This is a genomic window from Streptococcus mitis (genome assembly GCF_000722695.1).
GTDB classification, from domain to species: domain Bacteria; phylum Bacillota; class Bacilli; order Lactobacillales; family Streptococcaceae; genus Streptococcus; species Streptococcus mitis_O.
Genome location: NZ_JPFU01000002.1, coordinates 62,081 through 81,185 on the forward strand (window position 1 = coordinate 62,081; position 19,105 = coordinate 81,185).

21 protein-coding genes and 3 pseudogenes are annotated in these 19,105 nt (G+C 41.8%); 23 read left to right on the plus strand and 1 reads right to left on the minus strand.

What is annotated here, in order from left to right:
• Positions 1-47 precede the first annotated feature (47 nt).
• The 19 genes and pseudogenes from SK629_RS00430 to rpsD all read left to right on the plus strand — a co-directional run bounded on the left by SK629_RS00430 (position 48) and on the right by rpsD (position 17,296).
• Complete coding sequence (locus tag SK629_RS00430) at positions 48-1,835, plus strand: glycoside hydrolase family 35 protein (protein ID WP_042900107.1); 1,788 nt, start codon at positions 48-50, stop codon at positions 1,833-1,835.
• Positions 1,832-2,308: a PTS sugar transporter subunit IIB gene (locus SK629_RS00435; RefSeq protein WP_000156971.1), complete on the plus strand. Its 477-nt coding sequence runs from the start codon at positions 1,832-1,834 to the stop codon at positions 2,306-2,308. The genes SK629_RS00430 and SK629_RS00435 overlap by 4 nt, the downstream gene beginning before the upstream one ends.
• A 26-nt stretch (positions 2,309-2,334) precedes the next feature.
• Positions 2,335-3,240, plus strand: coding sequence for a PTS mannose/fructose/sorbose/N-acetylgalactosamine transporter subunit IIC (locus tag SK629_RS00440; RefSeq protein ID WP_042900108.1), 906 nt, complete (start codon positions 2,335-2,337; stop codon positions 3,238-3,240).
• Complete coding sequence (locus SK629_RS00445) at positions 3,227-4,048, plus strand: PTS system mannose/fructose/sorbose family transporter subunit IID (protein WP_000185286.1); 822 nt, start codon at positions 3,227-3,229, stop codon at positions 4,046-4,048. Before SK629_RS00440 ends, SK629_RS00445 begins: the two co-directional genes overlap by 14 nt.
• Before the next feature lie 3 nt (positions 4,049-4,051).
• The gene (locus SK629_RS00450) at positions 4,052-4,456 is read left to right on the plus strand and encodes a PTS sugar transporter subunit IIA (RefSeq protein ID WP_080710144.1); all 405 of its coding nucleotides are present in this window, start codon (positions 4,052-4,054) and stop codon (positions 4,454-4,456) included.
• A gap of 210 nt (positions 4,457-4,666) precedes the next feature.
• Positions 4,667-5,833, plus strand: coding sequence for an SIS domain-containing protein (locus SK629_RS00455; protein ID WP_042900109.1), 1,167 nt, complete (start codon positions 4,667-4,669; stop codon positions 5,831-5,833).
• A 115-nt stretch (positions 5,834-5,948) separates the two neighbouring features.
• Positions 5,949-6,986, plus strand: coding sequence for an aldose epimerase family protein (locus tag SK629_RS00460; protein ID WP_042900110.1), 1,038 nt, complete (start codon positions 5,949-5,951; stop codon positions 6,984-6,986).
• 143 nt (positions 6,987-7,129) lie between these two features.
• A pseudogene (locus tag SK629_RS00465) lies at positions 7,130-8,089 on the plus strand (CAP domain-containing protein); the annotation flags it as partial.
• Positions 8,087-8,332 carry a hypothetical protein gene (locus tag SK629_RS12975; RefSeq protein ID WP_419991772.1) on the plus strand — a complete coding sequence of 82 codons (246 nt, stop codon included), beginning with the start codon at positions 8,087-8,089 and terminating at the stop codon, positions 8,330-8,332. The pseudogene SK629_RS00465 and the gene SK629_RS12975, both read left to right, overlap by 3 nt.
• A gap of 198 nt (positions 8,333-8,530) precedes the next feature.
• Entirely contained in the window at positions 8,531-9,385 is an 855-nt protein-coding gene (locus SK629_RS00470; RefSeq protein WP_042900112.1) for a VOC family protein, read from the plus strand.
• 106 nt (positions 9,386-9,491) lie between these two features.
• The gene (locus tag SK629_RS00475) at positions 9,492-10,049 is read left to right on the plus strand and encodes a sugar O-acetyltransferase (RefSeq protein WP_042900113.1); all 558 of its coding nucleotides are present in this window, start codon (positions 9,492-9,494) and stop codon (positions 10,047-10,049) included.
• Between the two features lie 218 nt (positions 10,050-10,267).
• Positions 10,268-11,032 carry a nucleoside phosphorylase gene (locus tag SK629_RS00480; protein ID WP_042900114.1) on the plus strand — a complete coding sequence of 255 codons (765 nt, stop codon included), beginning with the start codon at positions 10,268-10,270 and terminating at the stop codon, positions 11,030-11,032.
• 33 nt (positions 11,033-11,065) lie between these two features.
• Entirely contained in the window at positions 11,066-12,445 is a 1,380-nt protein-coding gene (locus tag SK629_RS00485; protein WP_042900115.1) for a TrkH family potassium uptake protein, read from the plus strand.
• Positions 12,446-12,458: 13 nt separating this feature from the next.
• Positions 12,459-13,124 (plus strand): potassium channel family protein, encoded by a 666-nt coding sequence (locus SK629_RS00490; protein ID WP_042900117.1) that lies wholly within the window; start codon positions 12,459-12,461, stop codon positions 13,122-13,124.
• 124 nt (positions 13,125-13,248) lie between these two features.
• A pseudogene (locus SK629_RS12980) lies at positions 13,249-13,414 on the plus strand (YSIRK-type signal peptide-containing protein); the annotation flags it as partial.
• A gap of 8 nt (positions 13,415-13,422) precedes the next feature.
• Positions 13,423-14,619 carry an SSURE domain-containing protein gene (locus SK629_RS00495; RefSeq protein WP_419991773.1) on the plus strand — a complete coding sequence of 399 codons (1,197 nt, stop codon included), beginning with the start codon at positions 13,423-13,425 and terminating at the stop codon, positions 14,617-14,619.
• Positions 14,620-14,742: 123 nt separating this feature from the next.
• On the plus strand, positions 14,743-15,438 hold the full coding sequence (locus SK629_RS00500) for a response regulator transcription factor (protein WP_042900119.1): 696 nt from the start codon (positions 14,743-14,745) through the stop codon (positions 15,436-15,438).
• On the plus strand, positions 15,438-16,490 hold the full coding sequence (locus tag SK629_RS00505; RefSeq protein ID WP_042900120.1) for a sensor histidine kinase: 1,053 nt from the start codon (positions 15,438-15,440) through the stop codon (positions 16,488-16,490). The genes SK629_RS00500 and SK629_RS00505 overlap by 1 nt, the downstream gene beginning before the upstream one ends.
• A 194-nt stretch (positions 16,491-16,684) precedes the next feature.
• A complete protein-coding gene (gene rpsD / locus SK629_RS00510; protein WP_033682905.1) occupies positions 16,685-17,296 on the plus strand; it encodes a 30S ribosomal protein S4 in 612 nt (203 codons plus the stop codon).
• 95 nt (positions 17,297-17,391) lie between these two features.
• Here rpsD and SK629_RS11085 read toward each other — a convergent pair.
• Positions 17,392-17,649, minus strand: a pseudogene (locus SK629_RS11085) (tyrosine-type recombinase/integrase); the annotation flags it as partial.
• A gap of 414 nt (positions 17,650-18,063) precedes the next feature.
• Here SK629_RS11085 and SK629_RS00515 point away from each other — a divergent pair.
• From SK629_RS00515 to SK629_RS00530, 4 genes are read left to right on the plus strand one after another with little or no spacing between them, the layout of a single operon-like run.
• Positions 18,064-18,252, plus strand: coding sequence for a hypothetical protein (locus SK629_RS00515; RefSeq protein WP_080710145.1), 189 nt, complete (start codon positions 18,064-18,066; stop codon positions 18,250-18,252).
• Between the two features lie 10 nt (positions 18,253-18,262).
• Positions 18,263-18,544, plus strand: coding sequence for a hypothetical protein (locus tag SK629_RS00520; protein WP_080710146.1), 282 nt, complete (start codon positions 18,263-18,265; stop codon positions 18,542-18,544).
• Positions 18,537-18,806 carry a hypothetical protein gene (locus SK629_RS00525; RefSeq protein ID WP_042900121.1) on the plus strand — a complete coding sequence of 90 codons (270 nt, stop codon included), beginning with the start codon at positions 18,537-18,539 and terminating at the stop codon, positions 18,804-18,806. Before SK629_RS00520 ends, SK629_RS00525 begins: the two co-directional genes overlap by 8 nt.
• A 44-nt stretch (positions 18,807-18,850) precedes the next feature.
• On the plus strand, positions 18,851-19,093 hold the full coding sequence (locus tag SK629_RS00530) for a hypothetical protein (RefSeq protein ID WP_042900122.1): 243 nt from the start codon (positions 18,851-18,853) through the stop codon (positions 19,091-19,093).
• Positions 19,094-19,105 lie beyond the last annotated feature (12 nt).

The window sequence follows — 19,105 nt, forward strand, 5'->3', positions numbered from 1 at the left end:
ATATCAACAAATGAAAGCGCAAGCTTTAATTGTTAGAAGGTAAAAATATGACACGATTTGAGATACGGGATGATTTCTATCTCGATGGAAAAGCATTTAAGATTTTATCTGGAGCCATTCATTATTTTAGAGTTCCTCCAGAAGATTGGTATCATTCGCTTTATAACTTGAAGGCTCTTGGTTTTAATACAGTAGAGACTTATGTAGCTTGGAATTTACATGAGCCTCGTGAAGGTGAGTTTAACTTTGAAGGTTCTCAGGATTTGGAGAGATTTCTCCAGATAGCACAAGATTTGGGCCTATATGCTATAGTTCGTCCGTCTCCCTTTATCTGTGCAGAATGGGAATTCGGTGGCTTACCAGCTTGGCTTTTAACCAAGAATATGCGAATTCGCTCATCCGACCCAGCCTATATTGAAGCTGTGAGTCGCTATTATGATCAACTCTTGCCAAGACTGGTTCCACATTTGTTGGATAATGGTGGCAATATTCTCATGATGCAGGTTGAAAATGAGTATGGTTCTTATGGAGAAGATAAGGCTTATTTGAGAGCCATTCGACAGTTGATGGAAGAGCGTGGCGTAACCTGTTCCCTCTTTACATCAGATGGTCCATGGCGAGCTACTCTGAAAGCAGGAACTTTAATCGAAGATGATCTCTTTGTAACAGGGAACTTTGGTTCTAAGGCTCCATATAACTTTTCACAGATGCAGGAATTCTTTGATGAGCATGGCAAGAAATGGCCTCTCATGTGTATGGAGTTCTGGGATGGCTGGTTCAATCGTTGGAAAGAACCGATTATCACACGGGATCCAAAAGAATTGGCAGATGCAGTTCGTGAGGTTTTGGAGCAAGGTTCCATCAATCTCTACATGTTCCATGGTGGAACAAACTTTGGTTTCATGAATGGTTGCTCGGCTCGAGGGACCTTGGATTTGCCACAAGTCACATCTTATGATTACGATGCCCTTCTGGATGAAGAAGGAAATCCAACTGCCAAGTACTTGGCAGTCAAGAAGATGATGGCGACACACTTCCCAGAGTATCCGCAGTTGGAACCGCTCTATAAGGAGAGTATGAAAGTAAATGCTATTCCATTAGCTGAAAAAGTTTCCTTGTTTGAAACCTTGGATAGCTTATCTAGTCCTGTAGAAAGCCTTTATCCTAAAAAAATGGAGGAGCTAGGACAAAGTTATGGCTACTTACTCTATCGAACAGAAACAAACTGGGATGCAGAAGAAGAAAGACTTCGTATCATTGATGGTCGAGATAGGGCTCAGCTTTATATCGATGGTCAGTGGGTTGAAACCCAATATCAGACAGAGATTGGGGAAGATATTTTTTATCAAGGTGAAAAGAAAGCGCTGTCTAGATTGGATATATTGATAGAAAATATGGGGCGTGTCAACTATGGGCACAAGTTCTTAGCGGATACGCAACGTAAGGGAATTCGGACAGGGGTTTGTAAGGATTTGCACTTCTTACTTAATTGGAAACACTATCCACTACCACTGGATAATCCTGAGAAAATTGATTTTTCAAAAGGATGGACTCAAGGACAAGCAGCCTTTTACGCTTATGACTTTACAGTCCAAGAGCCAAAAGATACTTACCTAGACTTGTCTGAGTTTGGTAAGGGAGTTGCCTTTGTCAATGGGCAGAATCTAGGACGTTTTTGGAACGTCGGCCCAACTCTCTCGCTTTATATTCCTCATAGCTATCTCAAGGAGGGTGCTAATCGCATCATTATCTTTGAAACAGAGGGTGAATATAAAGAAGAGATTCATTTAACTCGTAAACCTACACTAAAACACATAAAGGGGGAAAACTTATGACAATTGTAGGATGCCGTATCGATGGACGTTTGATCCACGGACAAGTAGCCAATCTATGGGCTGGAAAACTAAATGTTTCACGTATTATGGTTGTAGATGACGAAGTTGTCAACAACGACGTTGAAAAGAGTGGTTTGAAACTCGCGACACCACCAGGTGTGAAATTGAGTATTTTGCCAATTGAAAAAGCGGCAGCCAATATTCTTGCTGGTAAATACGATAGCCAACGTCTCTTTATCGTTGCTCGTAAACCAGACCGTTTCCTTGGTTTGGTAGAAGCAGGTGTACCACTTGAAACTCTCAATGTTGGGAATATGTCTCAAACACCAGAAACTCGCGCCATCACACGTTCAATCAACGTAGTGGACAAGGATGTGGAAGACTTCCACAAATTGGCAGAAAAAGGTGTTAAACTTACTGCTCAAATGGTTCCAAATGATCCAGTTTCAGACTTTTTGAGCTTATTAAAATAGGAAAAAATTTTTAGGAGGTCATTGTTATGATACAATGGTGGCAAATTTTACTTCTCACTTTGTACTCAGCTTATCAAATCTGTGATGAGTTGACGATCGTTTCATCTGCAGGTTCCCCTGTATTTGCTGGTTTCATTACTGGTTTAATCATGGGAGATGTGACTACTGGTCTGCTTATCGGTGGTAACTTGCAACTGTTCGTTCTTGGGGTTGGTACCTTCGGTGGTGCTTCTCGTATCGACGCAACTTCTGGTGCGGTTCTTGCGACAGCCTTCTCTGTTTCACAAGGAATTGATACAGCACTTGCGATTACAACAATCGCTGTGCCAGTAGCAGCTCTCTTGACTTACTTCGACGTTCTTGGACGTATGACAACTACTTTCTTTGCTCACCGTGTGGATGCTGCAATCGAACGCTTTGACTATAAAGGTATTGAACGCAACTACCTACTTGGTGCGATTCCTTGGGCTTTATCTCGTGCCCTTCCAGTCTTCTTTGCCCTTGCCTTTGGTGGTGCCTTTGTACAATCAGTCGTAGACTTCGTTAAAGAATACCAATGGGTTGCAGATGGTTTGACACTTGCAGGACGTATGCTTCCAGGTCTTGGATTTGCAATCTTGCTTCGTTACCTTCCAGTTAAACGTAACCTTCACTACCTTGCTATGGGATTCGGTTTGACAGCTATGTTGACTGTTCTTTACTCATACGTAACAGGTCTTGGTGGCGCTGTTGCTGGTATCGTAGGTACTCTACCTAAAGATGTTGCTGAAAAAATTGCTTTTGTCAACAACTTTAAAGGTTTGTCTATGATTGGTATCTCTATCGTAGGTATCTTCCTTGCAGTGCTTCACTTCAAAAATAGCCAAAAAGTAGCTGTAGCAGCACCTTCTACACCATCAGAAAGTGGGGAAATCGAAGATGACGAATTCTAATTACAAACTTACAAAAGAAGATTTTAATCAAATCAACAAACGTAGCTTGTTTACTTTCCAATTAGGTTGGAACTACGAACGTATGCAAGCTTCTGGTTACCTGTACATGATCTTGCCTCAATTGCGTAAAATGTATGGGGATGGAACTCCTGAATTGAAAGAAATGATGAAAGTTCATACTCAATTCTTCAATACTTCACCATTCTTCCACACAATTATCGCTGGTTTTGACCTTGCCATGGAAGAAAAAGATGGTGTGGGTTCAAAAGATGCCGTTAACGGTATCAAGACAGGTTTGATGGGACCATTCGCTCCTCTTGGAGATACAATCTTTGGTTCACTTGTACCTGCTATCATGGGTTCTATCGCAGCAACTATGGCTATCGCTGGTCAACCTTGGGGTATCTTCCTTTGGATTGCAGTTGCAGTAGCGTATGATATCTTCCGTTGGAAACAGTTGGAATTTGCCTACAAAGAAGGGGTTAACCTTATTAACAACATGCAAAGTACTTTGACAGCTTTGATTGACGCTGCATCTGTACTTGGTGTCTTCATGATGGGTGCTCTTGTAGCAACAATGATCAACTTTGAAATTTCTTATAAATTGCCAATCGGTGAAAAGATGATTGACTTCCAAGACATCTTGAACCAAATCTTCCCACGTTTGCTTCCAGCAATCTTTACTGCCTTTATCTTCTGGTTGCTTGGTAAGAAAGGTATGAACTCTACTAAAGCTATCGGTATTATTATCGTACTTGCTTTGGCTCTTTCTGCCTTTGGTAAATTTGTACTTGGAATGGGCGCATAATTTATGACTAAATCATTAATTTTGGTGAGCCATGGTCGTTTCTGTGAAGAACTTAAAGGTAGCACTGAAATGATTATGGGGCCACAAGACAATATCTATACAGTAGCTCTTCTTCCAGAAGATGGCCCAGAAGAATTTACTGCAAAATTTGAAGCTGCTATTGAAGGATTGGATGATTTCCTAGTCTTTGCGGATCTTCTCGGTGGAACACCATGTAACGTGGTAAGCCGTTTGATCATGGAAGGTCGTGATATTGAACTTTATGCAGGGATGAATCTTCCAATGGTGATTGAATTTATCAATGCGAGCCTTACAGGCGCAGATGCGGACTACAAGAGCCGTGCTGCAGAAAGCATTGTGAAAGTTAATGATCTGTTAGCTGGCTTCGATGATGACGAAGATGAATAAGATGTGACAACGTGAAAATCACAGGGAAAATAGGCGATAGGAGGATGGAGCGATGCTCCGACGATAATCGGTCTTTTTCCCAAAGATTTTAGTTGGAACTCGATTCAATAAGATGTGACAACGTGAAAATTGTTAGAGCATTTTATATAGAATATACATGGGAATGGGGCTTACTCCCATTCCCATATTTAATAGAAAAAGAGGAACTCAATGCTACATTATACAAAAGAAGACTTGATCGAATTGGGTGCAGAAATCACTACACGTGAAATCTACCAACAGCCTGATGTATGGAAAGAAGCTTTTGAATCTTACCAAGCAAAGCGTGAAGAAATTGCAGCCTTCCTACAAGGGGTCGCTGATAAACATGACTATATCAAGGTCATCTTGACAGGTGCTGGTACTTCTGCTTATGTGGGAGACACCTTGGTACCTTACTTTAAGGAAGTCTATGACGAACGCAAATGGAATTTCAATGCCATTGCGACTACAGACATCGTTGCCAATCCAGAAACTTATTTGAAAAAAGATGTGGCGACTGTCCTTGTATCTTTTGCTCGTAGTGGGAATTCTCCTGAAAGTGTGGCGACTGTTGATTTGGCCAAAGCCTTGGTGGATGAACTCTATCAAGTGACGATTACTTGTGCAGCGGACGGTAAATTGGCTCTTCAAGCCCACGGCGATGACCGTAATCTCTTGCTTTTGCAACCAGCTGCTTCTAATGACGCTGGCTTTGCCATGACTTCTAGCTTTACGTCTATGATGTTGACAGCTCTCTTGGTCTTTGATCCTACAGAATTTGCTGTGAAAGCTGAACGTTTTGAAGTTGTTTCTAGTCTTGCCCGTAAAGTTCTAGACAAGGCAGAAGATGTCAAAGAGCTTGTTGATTTAGACTTTAACCGTGTCATCTATCTAGGTGCTGGTCCATTCTTCGGACTTGCTCATGAAGCTCAGCTCAAGATTTTGGAACTGACTGCTGGTCAGGTTGCGACCATGTATGAAAGCCCAGTCGGCTTCCGTCACGGTCCAAAATCATTGATCAACGAAGATACCGTTGTTTTGGTCTTTGGTACAACAACAGACTACACTCGCAAGTACGATTTAGACTTGGTTCGTGAAGTTGCTGGTGACCAGATTGCTCGCCGTGTTGTGCTTTTGAGTGATCAATCCTTTGGTCTTGAAAATGTCAAAGAAGTGGCCCTTGGTTGTGGCGGTGTCTTGAATGATATTTACCGTGTCTTCCCATACATCGTTTATGCCCAACTCTTTGCCCTTTTGACTTCGCTCAAGGTAGAAAATAAACCAGATACACCGTCTCCTACAGGTACCGTAAACCGTGTGGTACAAGGTGTGATTATTCACGAATATCAAAAGTAAGCCAGTGTTTATGAATTTTTGGCAAGAGGATTTGTAAATTATCAGATAAACCATAGATTGTCAAGGCGCTTTCTATGGTTTGTTTGCTTGAGAGAAATAGTAAAAGGAGAACAGAATGAAAGCATATACAGAGCGTGTATTTGGAAATGTTGAGGGCAAGGATGTCTTGGCCTATCGCTTTGAGACGGACGGTGGCTACCAGCTTGAGGTTATGACTTATGGTGCGACCATCTTGCGCTATGTCACGCCTGATAAGGCTGGACATTTTGCCAACGTTATTTTGGGATTTGATGACTTTGATAGCTATGTAGGCAATAGTCCTAAGCATGGAGCTAGTGTAGGTCCTGTGGCAGGCCGTATTGCAGGTGCGACCTTTGAGCTCAATGGCCAGACCTATGACCTTGAAGTCAATAATGCTAGCAATTGCAACCACAGTGGTTCAACAGGTTGGGATTCGAGCTTGTTTGAACTAGTTGAAGTGAGTGACCATGGCTTGACTCTCTATACAGAGCGTACAGATGGCACAGGAGGATTTCCTGGTAATCTTAAGATTTGGATCAGTTATCACTTGGAAGAAAATGGAGCTTACGAGGTTAGCTATAAAGTAACAACTGATCAAGATACCTTGGTCAACCCAACCAACCACAGCTATTTCAACTTGTCTGGTGATTTCACGCAGACAATTGACCGTCATGTCTTCCAACTAAACACAGAGGGTATTTACCCAATCGCTCCAGACGGTGTTCCTGCCAAAACTCCAGATGCAAATCGTGATGCGGTTAAACACATCTACAATGGTGCTTTGTTGAAGGATATCTTTGCAGAAGAAGATGAGCAAATCCAGCTTGTATCAGGTTTGGATCATCCATTTGCCCTTCCTGCAGGTCATGACAATGCTGGTTTCCTTTATGACCAAAACTCAGGTCGCTTCCTGAGATTTAAGACAGAGGCTCCTTGCTTTGTGGTCTACACAGCAAACTTTGTGGATGAAAGTGTCATCATAGGAGGTCAGCCAATGGTACAGCACAATGGGATTGCCCTTGAAGCGCAAGCTTTACCCGATGCCATTCACAGTGACCTCAGAGACCAAGTCATTCTCAAAGCCGGTCAAACCTTCACAAGTAAGACACGTTATGAGCTTGTTGTGAAATAAAGGATAAAGTTTATACTTTTCGGGGGGAATATCATTTGCCTCATGACATTAGTAGAAACGGACAAAGAATAGGGAAATATGATATAATTGTGTGCTGAGAAGTATTTATCAAGATACGATTCAAAAGATATAAGGAGTAAACAATGAAGAAAATTGTATTTGCTAGTGCCTTGGCCTTGGCCTTGACCTTGGCTGGAGCAGTTTTGACAACTGATGTTTTTGCGAATGACAGATTGGTGGCAACACAATCTATTAATGGTAAAAATGAAAATGTATTGACCTCAGAGGTGCTAAAACCTTCTAGTGGCAACGTTTTGGTCGGAATTAAGGGAGAATTTTTGACTCCAAACAAACAAGCTATTTTGGATGCAATCAATAAGATTCGTAAGGAAGCAGCTGATGAAGGTTTGGTAGATAAGTATGTCCCTATTAAATGGTCTACTGATCTTGAGAAAACTGCTTTTGTACGCGCTACTGAGGTGTCAGTAGCTTTGAAACCTGAGCGTCTTTCTACTAAAGAAATCTGGACTGCTTTTCCATCTAGTAATAGTATAAGAGGAGAAGCTTTAGATGTAAACTATGAAGGTTTTCTAAAGGCAATTGAAAACTGGCATGCTGAGAAGGCGAATTATGTAGCTAAAAAGAAGGGTGGAACCTCTAAAGAATTTACAGGTTATTATGAGGTTTTGGTCAATTCTAAATTTACCTATGTGGGTCTCGCAGCCTTTAAAAACGCAGCCAGCTCTCAGCAAGTAGCAACGATTTCTCTAGCTTTAGGTGATGATGCTTCTTCAGAAGAATTGGCTGGTGGCTATGGTTCTGCTATTCAATATACAGAAGTGACTGCCTCAAACCTTTCAACCGTTAAAAGTAAAGCTACAGTTGTAGAAAAATCGTTGAAAGATTTTAGAACATCTACATCTAGTCAGTCTGGCTGGGTGTCATCTAATGGTAAATGGTATTTTTATGAGTCTGGTGATGTGAAGACAGGCTGGGTGAAAACAGGTGGTAAATGGTACTACTTGAATGATTTAGGTGTCATGCAGACTGGATTTGTAGAAGTTGATGGAACATGGTATTTCCTTGATAATTCAGGCGCGATGTTTACAGGCTGGGGAACAGATGGTAGCAGATGGTTCTACTTTGATGGCTCAGGAGCTATGAAGACAGGCTGGTATAAGGAAAATGATACTTGGTATTATCTTGATCAATCAGGTATCATGAAGACAGGTTGGTTTAAAGTTGGTCAATATTGGTACTATGCATATGGTTCAGGAGCTTTGGCTGTGAACACAACAACACCAGATGGTTATAAAGTAAATGGCAATGGTGAGTGGGTAAACTAGGCTGAAAATAGCAAGTCATAGGTAAAGTATTCATCTTACTTATCCCAAAAATAACGAACTATAAGAAAGAGGTTGATGGCGAACATTGACCTCTTTCTTGTTAGAATAGAGACTCCAAGTTGTCTGGCTTGACTTTCTTGATGGAAATTATATAATAGTTGTAATAAAAATAATTACAACAAGAAAAGAGGACCATTTATGACCTATGAATACAAGAGTCACATTTATTTAGCAGAGTCAGTTTTAAATGTAAAGGATTTGGGGAGTCAAACAGCCTTTTATCAGCAAATTATTGGTTTAGAAATCTTATCTCAAACGGAGACAGAGGCTATTCTAGGAATTGGTGGAAAAGCCTTGGTACACTTGATTCAAGCACAAGAGAGAGGAGAAGTAAGGGAACATTATGGTCTTTACCATCTGGCTATTCTCTTGCCGACACGAAAGGCTTTGGCGGATGTCTTGAAACATCTGACAGATTTACAGATTCCTTTAGTCGGCGGTGCAGACCATGGTTACAGTGAAGCAATCTATCTGGAAGATTTAGAAGGGAACGGAATTGAAATTTACCGTGATAAGCCTGTAGAGGACTGGGATATTCGAGAAGATGGGCGCATTATCGGAGTGACGGAGGCTCTTGCGGCACAGGATATCTATGAGTTGGGAGAAAGGGTAGAGCCTTTTATCCTGGTAGAAGGTACGAGAATGGGGCATATCCATCTTTCCGTCAAGGATAGTCGAAAGTCCAGTCAGTTTTATCAAAAGGTGTTAGGGCTAGAAGATAAATTCAGTGTACCTAGTGCTAGTTGGATTGCAGCTGGGGACTATCATCATCATTTGGCAGTCAATGAATGGGGAGGAAAAGGGCTGGCTCCGCGTAAGCACGGCTTGTCAGGTTTGGCCTACTATGTCATTGAAGTTTCTAGTAAAGAAAAACTGTTAACGATTGTGCAACGAGCACAAGAAGTTGATGCACCAATCAAGTGGATCACATCTAGCCAGCTGGAAATCACAGACCCAGATGGAATTGTGACTCGTATTCGCTTAGCAAGATAGACAGGCTGTGATGAAAATCAGAGCATAAACTGTAGAAAGTACCCATTATCCTAGTCAGATATGTAGAAATTTTGATATGATAGTAGGGAATAAGGAGAAGAATACAATGACTAGTGAATACCAGAAAATGATAGCAGGAGAGTTTTACCGCCCATCAGACTCAGAACTGAGAGCCTTGGCTCAGGTTTCTCGCCAAAAACAGGCTGCCTTTAACAAGGAAGAAGATCCCTTAAAAGGATCCGAAATCATCAAGACTTGGTTTGGCTCGACCGGGAAAAATCTTTATGTCAATACGCGCTTGATGGTGGACTACGGTGTCAACATCCATCTAGGGGAAAATTTTTACTTTAACTGGAACTTGACTATGCTGGATGTTTGTCCGATTCGTATTGGGGACAATGCTATGATTGGTCCCAACTGTCAGTTCTTGACTCCCCTCCATCCATTGGACCCGCAGGAACGTAATTCAGGTGCGGAATACGGCAAGCCTATTACCATCGGAGATAATTTCTGGGCTGGAGGAGGTGTCATTGTCCTTCCTGGAGTAACACTGGGGAATAATGTTGTTGCTGGAGCAGGGGCTGTAATCACCAAGTCCTTTGGCGACAACGTTGTCCTAGCTGGCAATCCTGCGCGTGTGATTAAGGAGATATCTGTGAAATAAAAGTAGAAAGAAACAGCGGAAGTTGTTTCTTTTTTGTAGGTTTCATCATCTTTTACCCAGCCCATATTTACCTACTCTATCTCTTAGCAAGTCTACTTCATTGATCAATTTAAAATTATTTCGTAACTGGGATGCTTTTTTCTCCTCAGTTCATTAGCCCCCTACTTGACACTCTGTCAGCTTTTGATACAATAGTACAAAATCAGAGGAGGTGGGTTATGATTCAGAAACATGCGATTCCCATTTTAGAGTTTGATGATAATCCTCAGGCGGTTATCATGCCCAATCACGAGGGGCTGGACTTGCACTTGCCCAAGAAGTGTGTCTATGCTTTTTTGGGTGAGGAGATTGACCGCTATGCGAAGGAAGTAGGGGCGGATTGTGTCGTTGAATTCGTTTCTGCCACCAAGTCCTATCCAGTCTATGTCATCAATTACAAGGACGAGGAACTTTGTTTGGCTCAGGCTCCTGTTGGATCAGCTCCAGCAGCCCAGTTTATGGATTGGTTGATTGGCTATGGTGTGGAGCAGATTATTTCCACCGGAACCTGTGGTGTGCTGGCTGATATAGAAGAAAATGCCTTTCTAGTCCCTGTTCGGGCTCTGCGAGATGAAGGAGCTAGTTATCACTATGTGGCAGCTTCTCGTTATATGGAAATTCAGCTAGAGGCTATTGCTGCTATTGAGCGAGTGTTGGAAGCCAGAGGGATTCCCTATGAAGAAGTCATGACCTGGACGACAGACGGTTTTTACCGAGAAACGGCTGAAAAGGTGGCTTATCGCAAGGAAGAAGGCTGTGCTGTTGTAGAGATGGAGTGTTCTGCGCTTGCGGCAGTGGCTCAACTGCGTGGGGTTCTCTGGGGAGAGTTGCTGTTTACAGCTGATTCCTTAGCTGACTTGGACCAGTATGATAGTCGTGACTGGGGTTCAGAAGCTTTTGAAAAGGCCTTGGAACTCTGCCTTGGGATAGCTTCTCAGATCTAACTCCTCTCCTTCTTTTTATGGTACAATGGACATATGTTATTCAAATTATTTGTGAAAAAACTTGAAAGGGCCTTGGGCGGACTTTCGCCAGCTCGTCGCATCTTTTTAAGTTTCGCTGGAGTTATTTTTATAGGCTCTCTCCTTTTGAGTCTGCCTTTTGTCCAGGCTAGTGGTTCGCAGGCTACATATTTTGACCATCTTTTTACGACGGTTTCCATGGTCTGTGTGACTGGGCTTTTTACGCAACCAGTGGCTACCACCTATAATGTCTGGGGGCAGTTGATTTGTATGCTCTTGATCCAGATTGGTGGTCTGGGGCTCATGACCTTTATCGGGGTCTTTTATATTCAGGGGAAGCAAAAACTCAGTCTTCGCAGCCGTGAAACCATTCAGGAGAGTTTTAGTTACGGAGAGACTCGGTCACTGAAGGCCTTTATGCGGTCTATCTTTTTGACGACTTTTCTGGTGGAGGGCTTGGGTGCCTCCCTGCTAAGTTTCCGTTTTATTCCTGAGTTCGGCTGGGGACGGGGTATTTTTACCTCTATCTTCTTAGCCATTTCAGCCTTTTGTAATGCTGGTTTTGATAATTTCGGCAGTAGCAGTTTAGTGGCTTTTCAGACGGATCCCTTGATCAATCTGGTCATTGCTGGCTTGATTATCACGGGTGGTCTTGGCTTTATGGTTTGGTTTGACTTGGCAACCCAGTTTGACAAGAAGAAAAAACGCCGTCTGCGTTTTCACACCAAGCTGGTCCTCTTCTTGACCGCAGGGATTTTACTGTTTGGGACAGTATCCACACTCTTTACGGAGTGGCACAATCCTGGAACCATTGGCAATCTTAGTGTCCCAGAGAAAGTGCTAGTTAGCTTTTTCCAAACCGTCAGCATGAGAACGGCTGGCTTTGCTTCTATTGATTACACCCAAGCTCGGCCTGTGACCCTATTTATCTATATCCTACAGATGTTTCTGGGTGGGGCACCTGGAGGGACAGCTGGGGGGCTCAAGATTACGACTTTCTTTGTCTTATTGGTCTTTGCGCGTAGTGAGTTGCTGGGCTTGCCTCATACCAATGTTGCGCAGAGAACCATTGAGGCTCGAACAGTCCAAAAATCCTTTAGTGTCTTCATTATCTTTTTGATGACCTTCTTGTTGGGCTTGATGTTGCTGGGAATTACGGCAGAAGGAACACCGCGATTTATCTACCTCATGTTTGAGACCATTTCAGCTCTTGCGACAGTTGGGGTAACGGCAAATCTGACACCAGAATTGGGCAAGTTAGCCCTCAGCATTGTCATGCTGCTCATGTTTATCGGCCGTATCGGTCCCTTGACCTTGCTGGTAAGTCTAGCGGATTACCAGCCTGATAAGAAAGATTTGATTCAGTATATGAAAGCAGATATTAGTATTGGATAAGAAAGGAAGAACGATGTCAGATCGTACGATTGGAATTTTAGGTTTGGGGATTTTCGGGAGTAGTGTCCTGACGGCCCTAGCCAAGCAAGATATGAATATCATTGCTATTGATGACCACGCCGAGCACATTAATCAATTTGAGCCAGTTTTGGCGCGTGGAGTTGTGGGTGATATCACAGATGAGGAGCTCCTCAGAACTGCTGGGATTGATACCTGTGATACGGTTGTAGTCGCAACAGGGGAAAATCTAGAGTCGAGTGTGCTTGCAGTTATGCATTGTAAGAGCTTGGGCGTACCAAGGGTTATTGCCAAGGTCAAAAGCCAGACAGCCAAGAAGGTACTGGAAAAAATCGGTGCTGACTCAGTAATCTCGCCTGAGTATGAAATGGGGCAGTCTCTAGCGCAGACCATTCTCTTTCATAACAATGTTGATGTCTTTCAGCTGGATAAAAATGTGTCTATCGTAGAGATGAAAATTCCTAGTGTGTGGGCAGGTCAAAGCCTGAGCCAGCTAGATTTACGTGGCAAATACAACCTTAATGTTCTAGGATTTCGTGAACAAGAAAATTCACCACTGGACGTTCAATTTGGTCCCAATGACTTCTTGAAAGCAGATTCCTATATCTTGGCAGTCATTAACAACCAGTATCTAGATGACTTAGCAGAGTTAAATTCGTAAAAAAATTAATATAAGTATTTTATAAGAGGGATTTAAGAAAAATTTTAACTTTTTCTTAATCCTTTTTAATTTTAGGAGATTATACTAGAGTCATCAAATAAAGAAAAACTCTAAGGAGAATCCTATGAAATTCAATCCAAATCAAAGATATACTCGCTGGTCTATTCGCCGTCTTAGTGTCGGTGTTGCCTCAGTTGTTGTGGCCAGTGGCTTCTTTGTCCTAGTTGGACAACCAAGTTCTGTGCGTGCCGATGTGGTCAATCCGACCCCTGCTCAAGTTGTGCCAGATGCTGCTTCGGTGAGTGCAAAGAGCGACTTACCAGTAGAACTTCTCAAAGAGGCAGTTGATACAGCTCTTCCTTCAGAACAGGCAGATTCAACACCTAAAGCAAGCCTAGATACTACAAGCTCTCCAGAAAAATCGAATATAGCTGCTAAAGACCAAGTAGTAGCACCAAAAGAAGAAGTGCAAGCAAAACCAGAATCTAAGAAAGAAACAGAAGATGCGCTTAAACCTGTGACAAATCCTGCGCCTACAGTTTCTGGGCAAGACCGTGAAGCAAATGAAGCTCAACCAGCAACCACCCCAGCTGAAGTGCAAAAAGGCGTAGCCGACAATACTAAAGATACAGTGGATGTTCCAGCTACATACTTGGACAAGGCAAACTTCCCAGGCCCATTCACAGCCGGTGTTAACCAAGTCATTCCATATGAATTCTTCGCCGGAGACGGTATGTTGACTCGTCTCATCTTGAAAGCTTCTGATAAGGCTCCATGGTCAGACAACGGTTCAGCTAAAAATCCCGCCCTTCCACCAGTAGAGAAATTGGGTAAAGGACTTTACTTCTATGAAGTGGACTTAGCAGGTACTCAAGGCAAATCAGATAAAGACTTGTTAGACTTGTTGAAACAAAATGGCACTCAAAGCTATAAAGCTACTATTAAAGTGTACGGTGCCAAAGACGGCAAGGCCGATTTGAGCAACCTTGTAGCGACTAAGGATTTGACAGTAAACTTGAATGGACATCAGTCTCTTACTCCGATGCAATCAGGCTTCGTCCCATCTTCTAATGGTTCAGCTATGCCGGCTCCAATGATGAATCGTCATCAAGATGCGTCTAAGATGAACGCTCAAATGCCAAGTGTCAACCAAGATGAGATGAAATCTCAAATGCTAGCTGCTAGTCAGGATAAGATGATGCCTAACAAAGGGCAGGATAAAACCATGAATGCTAGCCAGCCTATGGCAACACCAAGCATGAAACAAGACCAAGCTCCAGCAGCCTCAAGAAAAATGTCTGATGAAGGCAAGATGGCAGCTAATAACAAGGCGTCAAATCCAATGATGGCTGATAAAATGAAAGACCAAAAAGACATGCTTCCATATACTGGTGAAGCTCAAACATCAATGGCTACTCTTGGATTCTTTGGACTCGCCTTGGCTGGACTGCTAGGTTGCCTCGGTTTGAAAGCTAAAAAAGAGGAAAATGACTAGTCTAGCTACAGACTTTCTATCTAGGATTTGAAAAATCCAGATAGCGATTAGAATGTTCGTAAAGAGATTAAAATAGTGTTATACTATTGTGATATAGCACTGTTTTTTTCAAAGGAGAGACAGATGGGAAAGACAATTTTACTCGTTGACGACGAGGTAGAAATCACAGATATTCATCAACGCTATCTGGTTCAAGCAGGATATCAGGTTTTGGTGGCTCATGATGGAGTAGAGGCCTTGGAAATCTTCAAGCGGAAAACGATTGATTTGATTATTACAGATATCATGATGCCTCGGATGGATGGTTATGACTTGATTAGTGAAGTTCAGTATCAATCTCCGGATCAGCCTTTTCTCTTTATCACGGCTAAGACCAGTGAGCAGGACAAGATTTATGGCCTGAGCTTAGGGGCAGATGACTTTATTGCCAAGCCTTTTAGCCCTCGTGAGCTGGTTTTGCGTGTCCACAATATCTTGCGTCGCCTTCATCGTGGAGGTGAGACAGAGGTCGTCAGTCTCGGGGATTTACGGATGAATCACGGTAGCCATGAGGTCCAAGTCGGAGATGTAGTGCTTGATTTGACAGTCAAATCCTTCGAACTCCTATGGCTTTTAGCTAGTAATCCAGAGCGGGTTTTCTCTAAGACAGACCTCTATGAAAAGGTCTGGCAAGAAGACTATGTGGATGATACCAATACCTTGAATGTTCATATTCATGCTCTTCGACAGGAGTTGGCTAAACATGCCAGTGCAGAAACGCCTACCATCAAAACTGTCTGGGGCTTGGGCTACAAAATTGAGAAAGCACGAGGTAGTTAATGAAATTAAAAAGTTATATTTTAGTGGGGTATATCATTTCAACACTCCTAACAATTATCGTGGTTTTTTGGGCTATCCAGCGAATGTTAATTGAAGAAAGTGAGATTTATTTCCTGATTGGCATGACTTTAATCGCAAGTTTTGTCGGTGCTGGGATTAGTCTCTTTCTCCTATCGCCAGTCTTTACATCATTGGCCAAACTTAAGGAACATGCCAAGCGAGTAGCGGACAAGGACTTTCCTGCAAATCTGGAGGTTCAAGGTCCTATGGAATTTCAGCAGTTAGGGCAAGCCTTCAATGAAATGTCCCATGATTTGCAGGCGACCTTTGATTCCTTGGAAGAAAGCGAACGAGAAAAGGGCTTGATGATTGCCCAGTTGTCGCATGATATCAAGACCCCCATCACTTCGATCCAAGCGACGGTAGAAGGGATTTTGGACGGGGTTATCAAGGAGGGAGAACAAGCCCATTATCTAGCAACTATTGGACGCCAGACGGAAAGACTTAATAAACTGGTTGAAGAATTGAATTTTTTGACACTAAACACAGCTAGAAATCAGGCGGAGACGACTAGCAAAGACAGCATTTTTCTGGATCAGCTCTTGATTGAGTGTATGAGTGAATTTCAGTTCTTGATTGAGCAGGAGGAGCGAGATGTCCACTTGCAGGTAATCCCAGAGTCTGCCCGGATTGAAGGAGATTATGCCAAACTTTCTCGTATCTTGGTAAATCTGGTCAATAACGCTTTTAAATACTCGGCTCCAGGAACCAAGCTGGAGGTGGTGGCTAAGCTGGAGGATAGCCAGCTTTCAATCAGTGTGACAGATGAGGGGCAGGGTATTGCACCAGAGGACTTGGAGAATATTTTCAAACGCCTTTATCGTGTTGAAACTTCGCGCAATATGAAAACGGGAGGTCATGGCTTAGGCCTTGCGATTGCGCGTGAATTGGCCCATCAATTGGGTGGAGAAATCACAGTTACCAGCCAGTACGGCCTAGGAAGCACCTTTACCCTCCTTCTTAACCTCTCTGGCAGTGAAAATAAAGGATAAAACCCCTTTACAAATCCAGCTATTCATGGTAGAATGGATTTTGTGTGAAATATCAGCAGGAAAGCATGAAGCTCGTCAACAGGTGTCTTATGATAAGTAACCTTGGCTGTTTAGGCGAAGGGCATCTGCACGAATCAGGGCTTTCTAAGTGACTATTTCCACCGAAATATTATTTATATCAGGAGGACATTCACATGTCACGTTATACAGGACCATCTTGGAAACAAGCTCGTCGCCTTGGCCTTTCACTTACAGGTACAGGTAAAGAATTGGCACGTCGTAACTACGTACCAGGACAACATGGACCAAACAACCGTTCTAAATTGTCAGAATACGGTTTGCAATTGGCTGAAAAACAAAAACTTCGTTTCACTTACGGTGTAGGTGAAAAACAATTCCGTAACTTGTTCGTACAAGCTACAAAAATCAAAGGCGGAATCCTAGGTTTCAACTTCATGCTTCTTTTGGAACGTCGTTTGGATAACGTTGTTTACCGTCTTGGTCTTGCGACTACTCGTCGTCAAGCTCGTCAATTCGTAAACCACGGTCACATCCTTGTTGACGGAAAACGCGTTGATATCCCATCATACAGTGTAACTCCAGGTCAAGTGATCTCAGTTCGTGAAAAATCATTGAAAGTTCCAGCAATCCTTGAAGCAGTAGAAGCTACTCTTGGACGTCCAGCATTCGTATCATTCGACGCTGAAAAATTGGAAGGTTCATTGACTCGCTTGCCAGAACGCGACGAAATCAACCCAGAAATCAACGAAGCACTTGTCGTTGAATTCTACAACAAAATGCTTTAATTTTAAGATATATCTTACAGAAAGCCTACAACAGTGGGCTTTTTGCTTTGTCTTAAAATGTTGATTTCTGGGTTTGTCCCCCTTTTTGTCCCCCTTCACAAAGAACTTACAGCTTTCTCATAAAATGAGACGGCTGTTTTTGCTTTTTCTTTGGAGAGATGACTGTAAGTGTCCATAGTCATAGCTAGTGTAGAATGACCTAGACGGTGTTGTAATTCTTTATATGGTATTCCAGAGTTTAGCAAGAGACTAGCGTGTGTGTGTCTAAAACCGTGGAATCCAATATTAGGTACACCAGCATGTTTGAAACGTGTGTTTAAACGAGTGGCTAGTGTTTTATTGTTTGGGTATTGAGGAAATAAGAGAAGTTTAAAAGTCTATCATTTTAAATTTGATGTTTACAAAATGATAAGCAGATAAGCAAAGCAATAACTTGCCTTAATTCCTTATCAAATAGTATGGAGAATGGACTTGAACCAAGAGCGAACGCCGAGAAAATGCAAAAAAAAGCACTTAGAAAAATCTAAGCGCTCAAGAGTAGTGGACGGTGTGCCTGTCCCGTCATCTCATACTATGAAGTTGCGTAGCGACACTATCATTTCTACCTCACTTCTCTTTAAACTAATTATATCATAAAGGAGTAGCAGCTTGACCACTAACGAAGTAGAAAAGAAACTAAAAAGCTATCGTAATAATCTCTTGTTGATTGAACATTAGGATGGGAAAGTTTATAATGAAGTTAAAGTAAAGGAGGTTTCGTTCTAGATATGATGATACCACCAAGCAAAGAGCTCTTGATTTTTTATAATCAAATTCATGAGTGGGTTGACCAAGTTTATCCAGACCAAGATAAACCTTCTTTATCGTTTAAGAAAGACACTCCACAATCTATTTTAGATTTATTTGATAGTATTAAACCTAAAATAGGTTTTGATTACCAAGAACGCAAGTATTGAAATAATAATTATGGATAAGTTAAACATGAAAAATAAGATAATTGATGTTTATAAAATAGCGCATCGTCTTGTTTCTATTACTGTTGAGAATCCTGATTTTTCAGATTTGAAAATCAATCATTTTGTGAGAATTGGAGAAAAAGAGTATAGGGTACGTAGTGTCCCTATGATTCATTCAACTCCACCTAAATCGATCTTAGAAATAGATACATTTGCGATTGACTACACTGAGGATGACTTGATGAATAAAGTGGCGGTATTTACGCATAGGGAAGTATTTAAAGATGATTAAAATTTCAATTAGTTTGTTACTAGATGCGATTGAAGATAACATAAACGACGAAGAGCTTCAATCTATCGATTTCGAGAGTCATATTAGAAAAATTACAAAAGAATTTCAGGGAGAAAATGGTCAATTCTTAGTAAAAGAAGAAGCGTTTGAAACACTCCCTTTGGACAGAGATAAAAAGGATAAAATCATTGAGCAAATAAAACAGAATAGTCAAAATATTTTCGAAGACGATTTTGATACCTTGTTGCAATTATATTTTTGAGAGTCAAGAATAATTCTAGTGCCTTATTTTACACTAAATAGAAAATGATAAAGATTGATAAACAAATTATTACGATGTACAAAATAGAAGATGGAACCTCTAAGAGGCAGTATTCTATTGTAAGTGGAGGTTGTAGAGGTATTGCAACGATCGATAAAACTACTTTGGAATATAGCTATGTTGGAGATGATCTAGGACAATTCGCTTCGTTTGTAAAAGATACTTTAAGCAAAAGTATTAAGTTAGGAAAAGAATTGCCAGATAAGTTTTCGTATGGCTTTGGATAAGTTGTGGAATAT

What these genes read in the sequence shown, in the direction of transcription:
- SK629_RS00505 (WP_042900120.1), top strand. Translation starts at nt 15,438, where the DNA reads ATGAAATTAAAAAGTTATATTTTAGTGGGGTATATCATTTCAACACTC.
- SK629_RS00480 (WP_042900114.1), top strand. Translation starts at nt 10,268, where the DNA reads ATGATTCAGAAACATGCGATTCCCATTTTAGAGTTTGATGATAATCCT.
- SK629_RS00525 (WP_042900121.1), top strand. Translation starts at nt 18,537, where the DNA reads ATGATTAAAATTTCAATTAGTTTGTTACTAGATGCGATTGAAGATAAC.
- SK629_RS00445 (WP_000185286.1), top strand. Translation starts at nt 3,227, where the DNA reads ATGACGAATTCTAATTACAAACTTACAAAAGAAGATTTTAATCAAATC.
- SK629_RS00455 (WP_042900109.1), top strand. Translation starts at nt 4,667, where the DNA reads ATGCTACATTATACAAAAGAAGACTTGATCGAATTGGGTGCAGAAATC.
- SK629_RS00460 (WP_042900110.1), top strand. Translation starts at nt 5,949, where the DNA reads ATGAAAGCATATACAGAGCGTGTATTTGGAAATGTTGAGGGCAAGGAT.
- SK629_RS00485 (WP_042900115.1), top strand. Translation starts at nt 11,066, where the DNA reads ATGTTATTCAAATTATTTGTGAAAAAACTTGAAAGGGCCTTGGGCGGA.
- SK629_RS00520 (WP_080710146.1), top strand. Translation starts at nt 18,263, where the DNA reads ATGGATAAGTTAAACATGAAAAATAAGATAATTGATGTTTATAAAATA.
- SK629_RS00440 (WP_042900108.1), top strand. Translation starts at nt 2,335, where the DNA reads ATGATACAATGGTGGCAAATTTTACTTCTCACTTTGTACTCAGCTTAT.
- SK629_RS00470 (WP_042900112.1), top strand. Translation starts at nt 8,531, where the DNA reads ATGACCTATGAATACAAGAGTCACATTTATTTAGCAGAGTCAGTTTTA.
- SK629_RS12975 (WP_419991772.1), top strand. Translation starts at nt 8,087, where the DNA reads ATGTTTACAGGCTGGGGAACAGATGGTAGCAGATGGTTCTACTTTGAT.
- SK629_RS00475 (WP_042900113.1), top strand. Translation starts at nt 9,492, where the DNA reads ATGACTAGTGAATACCAGAAAATGATAGCAGGAGAGTTTTACCGCCCA.
- SK629_RS00530 (WP_042900122.1), top strand. Translation starts at nt 18,851, where the DNA reads ATGATAAAGATTGATAAACAAATTATTACGATGTACAAAATAGAAGAT.
- SK629_RS00430 (WP_042900107.1), top strand. Translation starts at nt 48, where the DNA reads ATGACACGATTTGAGATACGGGATGATTTCTATCTCGATGGAAAAGCA.
- SK629_RS00490 (WP_042900117.1), top strand. Translation starts at nt 12,459, where the DNA reads ATGTCAGATCGTACGATTGGAATTTTAGGTTTGGGGATTTTCGGGAGT.
- SK629_RS00515 (WP_080710145.1), top strand. Translation starts at nt 18,064, where the DNA reads ATGATGATACCACCAAGCAAAGAGCTCTTGATTTTTTATAATCAAATT.
- SK629_RS00450 (WP_080710144.1), top strand. Translation starts at nt 4,052, where the DNA reads ATGACTAAATCATTAATTTTGGTGAGCCATGGTCGTTTCTGTGAAGAA.
- SK629_RS00500 (WP_042900119.1), top strand. Translation starts at nt 14,743, where the DNA reads ATGGGAAAGACAATTTTACTCGTTGACGACGAGGTAGAAATCACAGAT.
- rpsD (WP_033682905.1), top strand. Translation starts at nt 16,685, where the DNA reads ATGTCACGTTATACAGGACCATCTTGGAAACAAGCTCGTCGCCTTGGC.
- SK629_RS00435 (WP_000156971.1), top strand. Translation starts at nt 1,832, where the DNA reads ATGACAATTGTAGGATGCCGTATCGATGGACGTTTGATCCACGGACAA.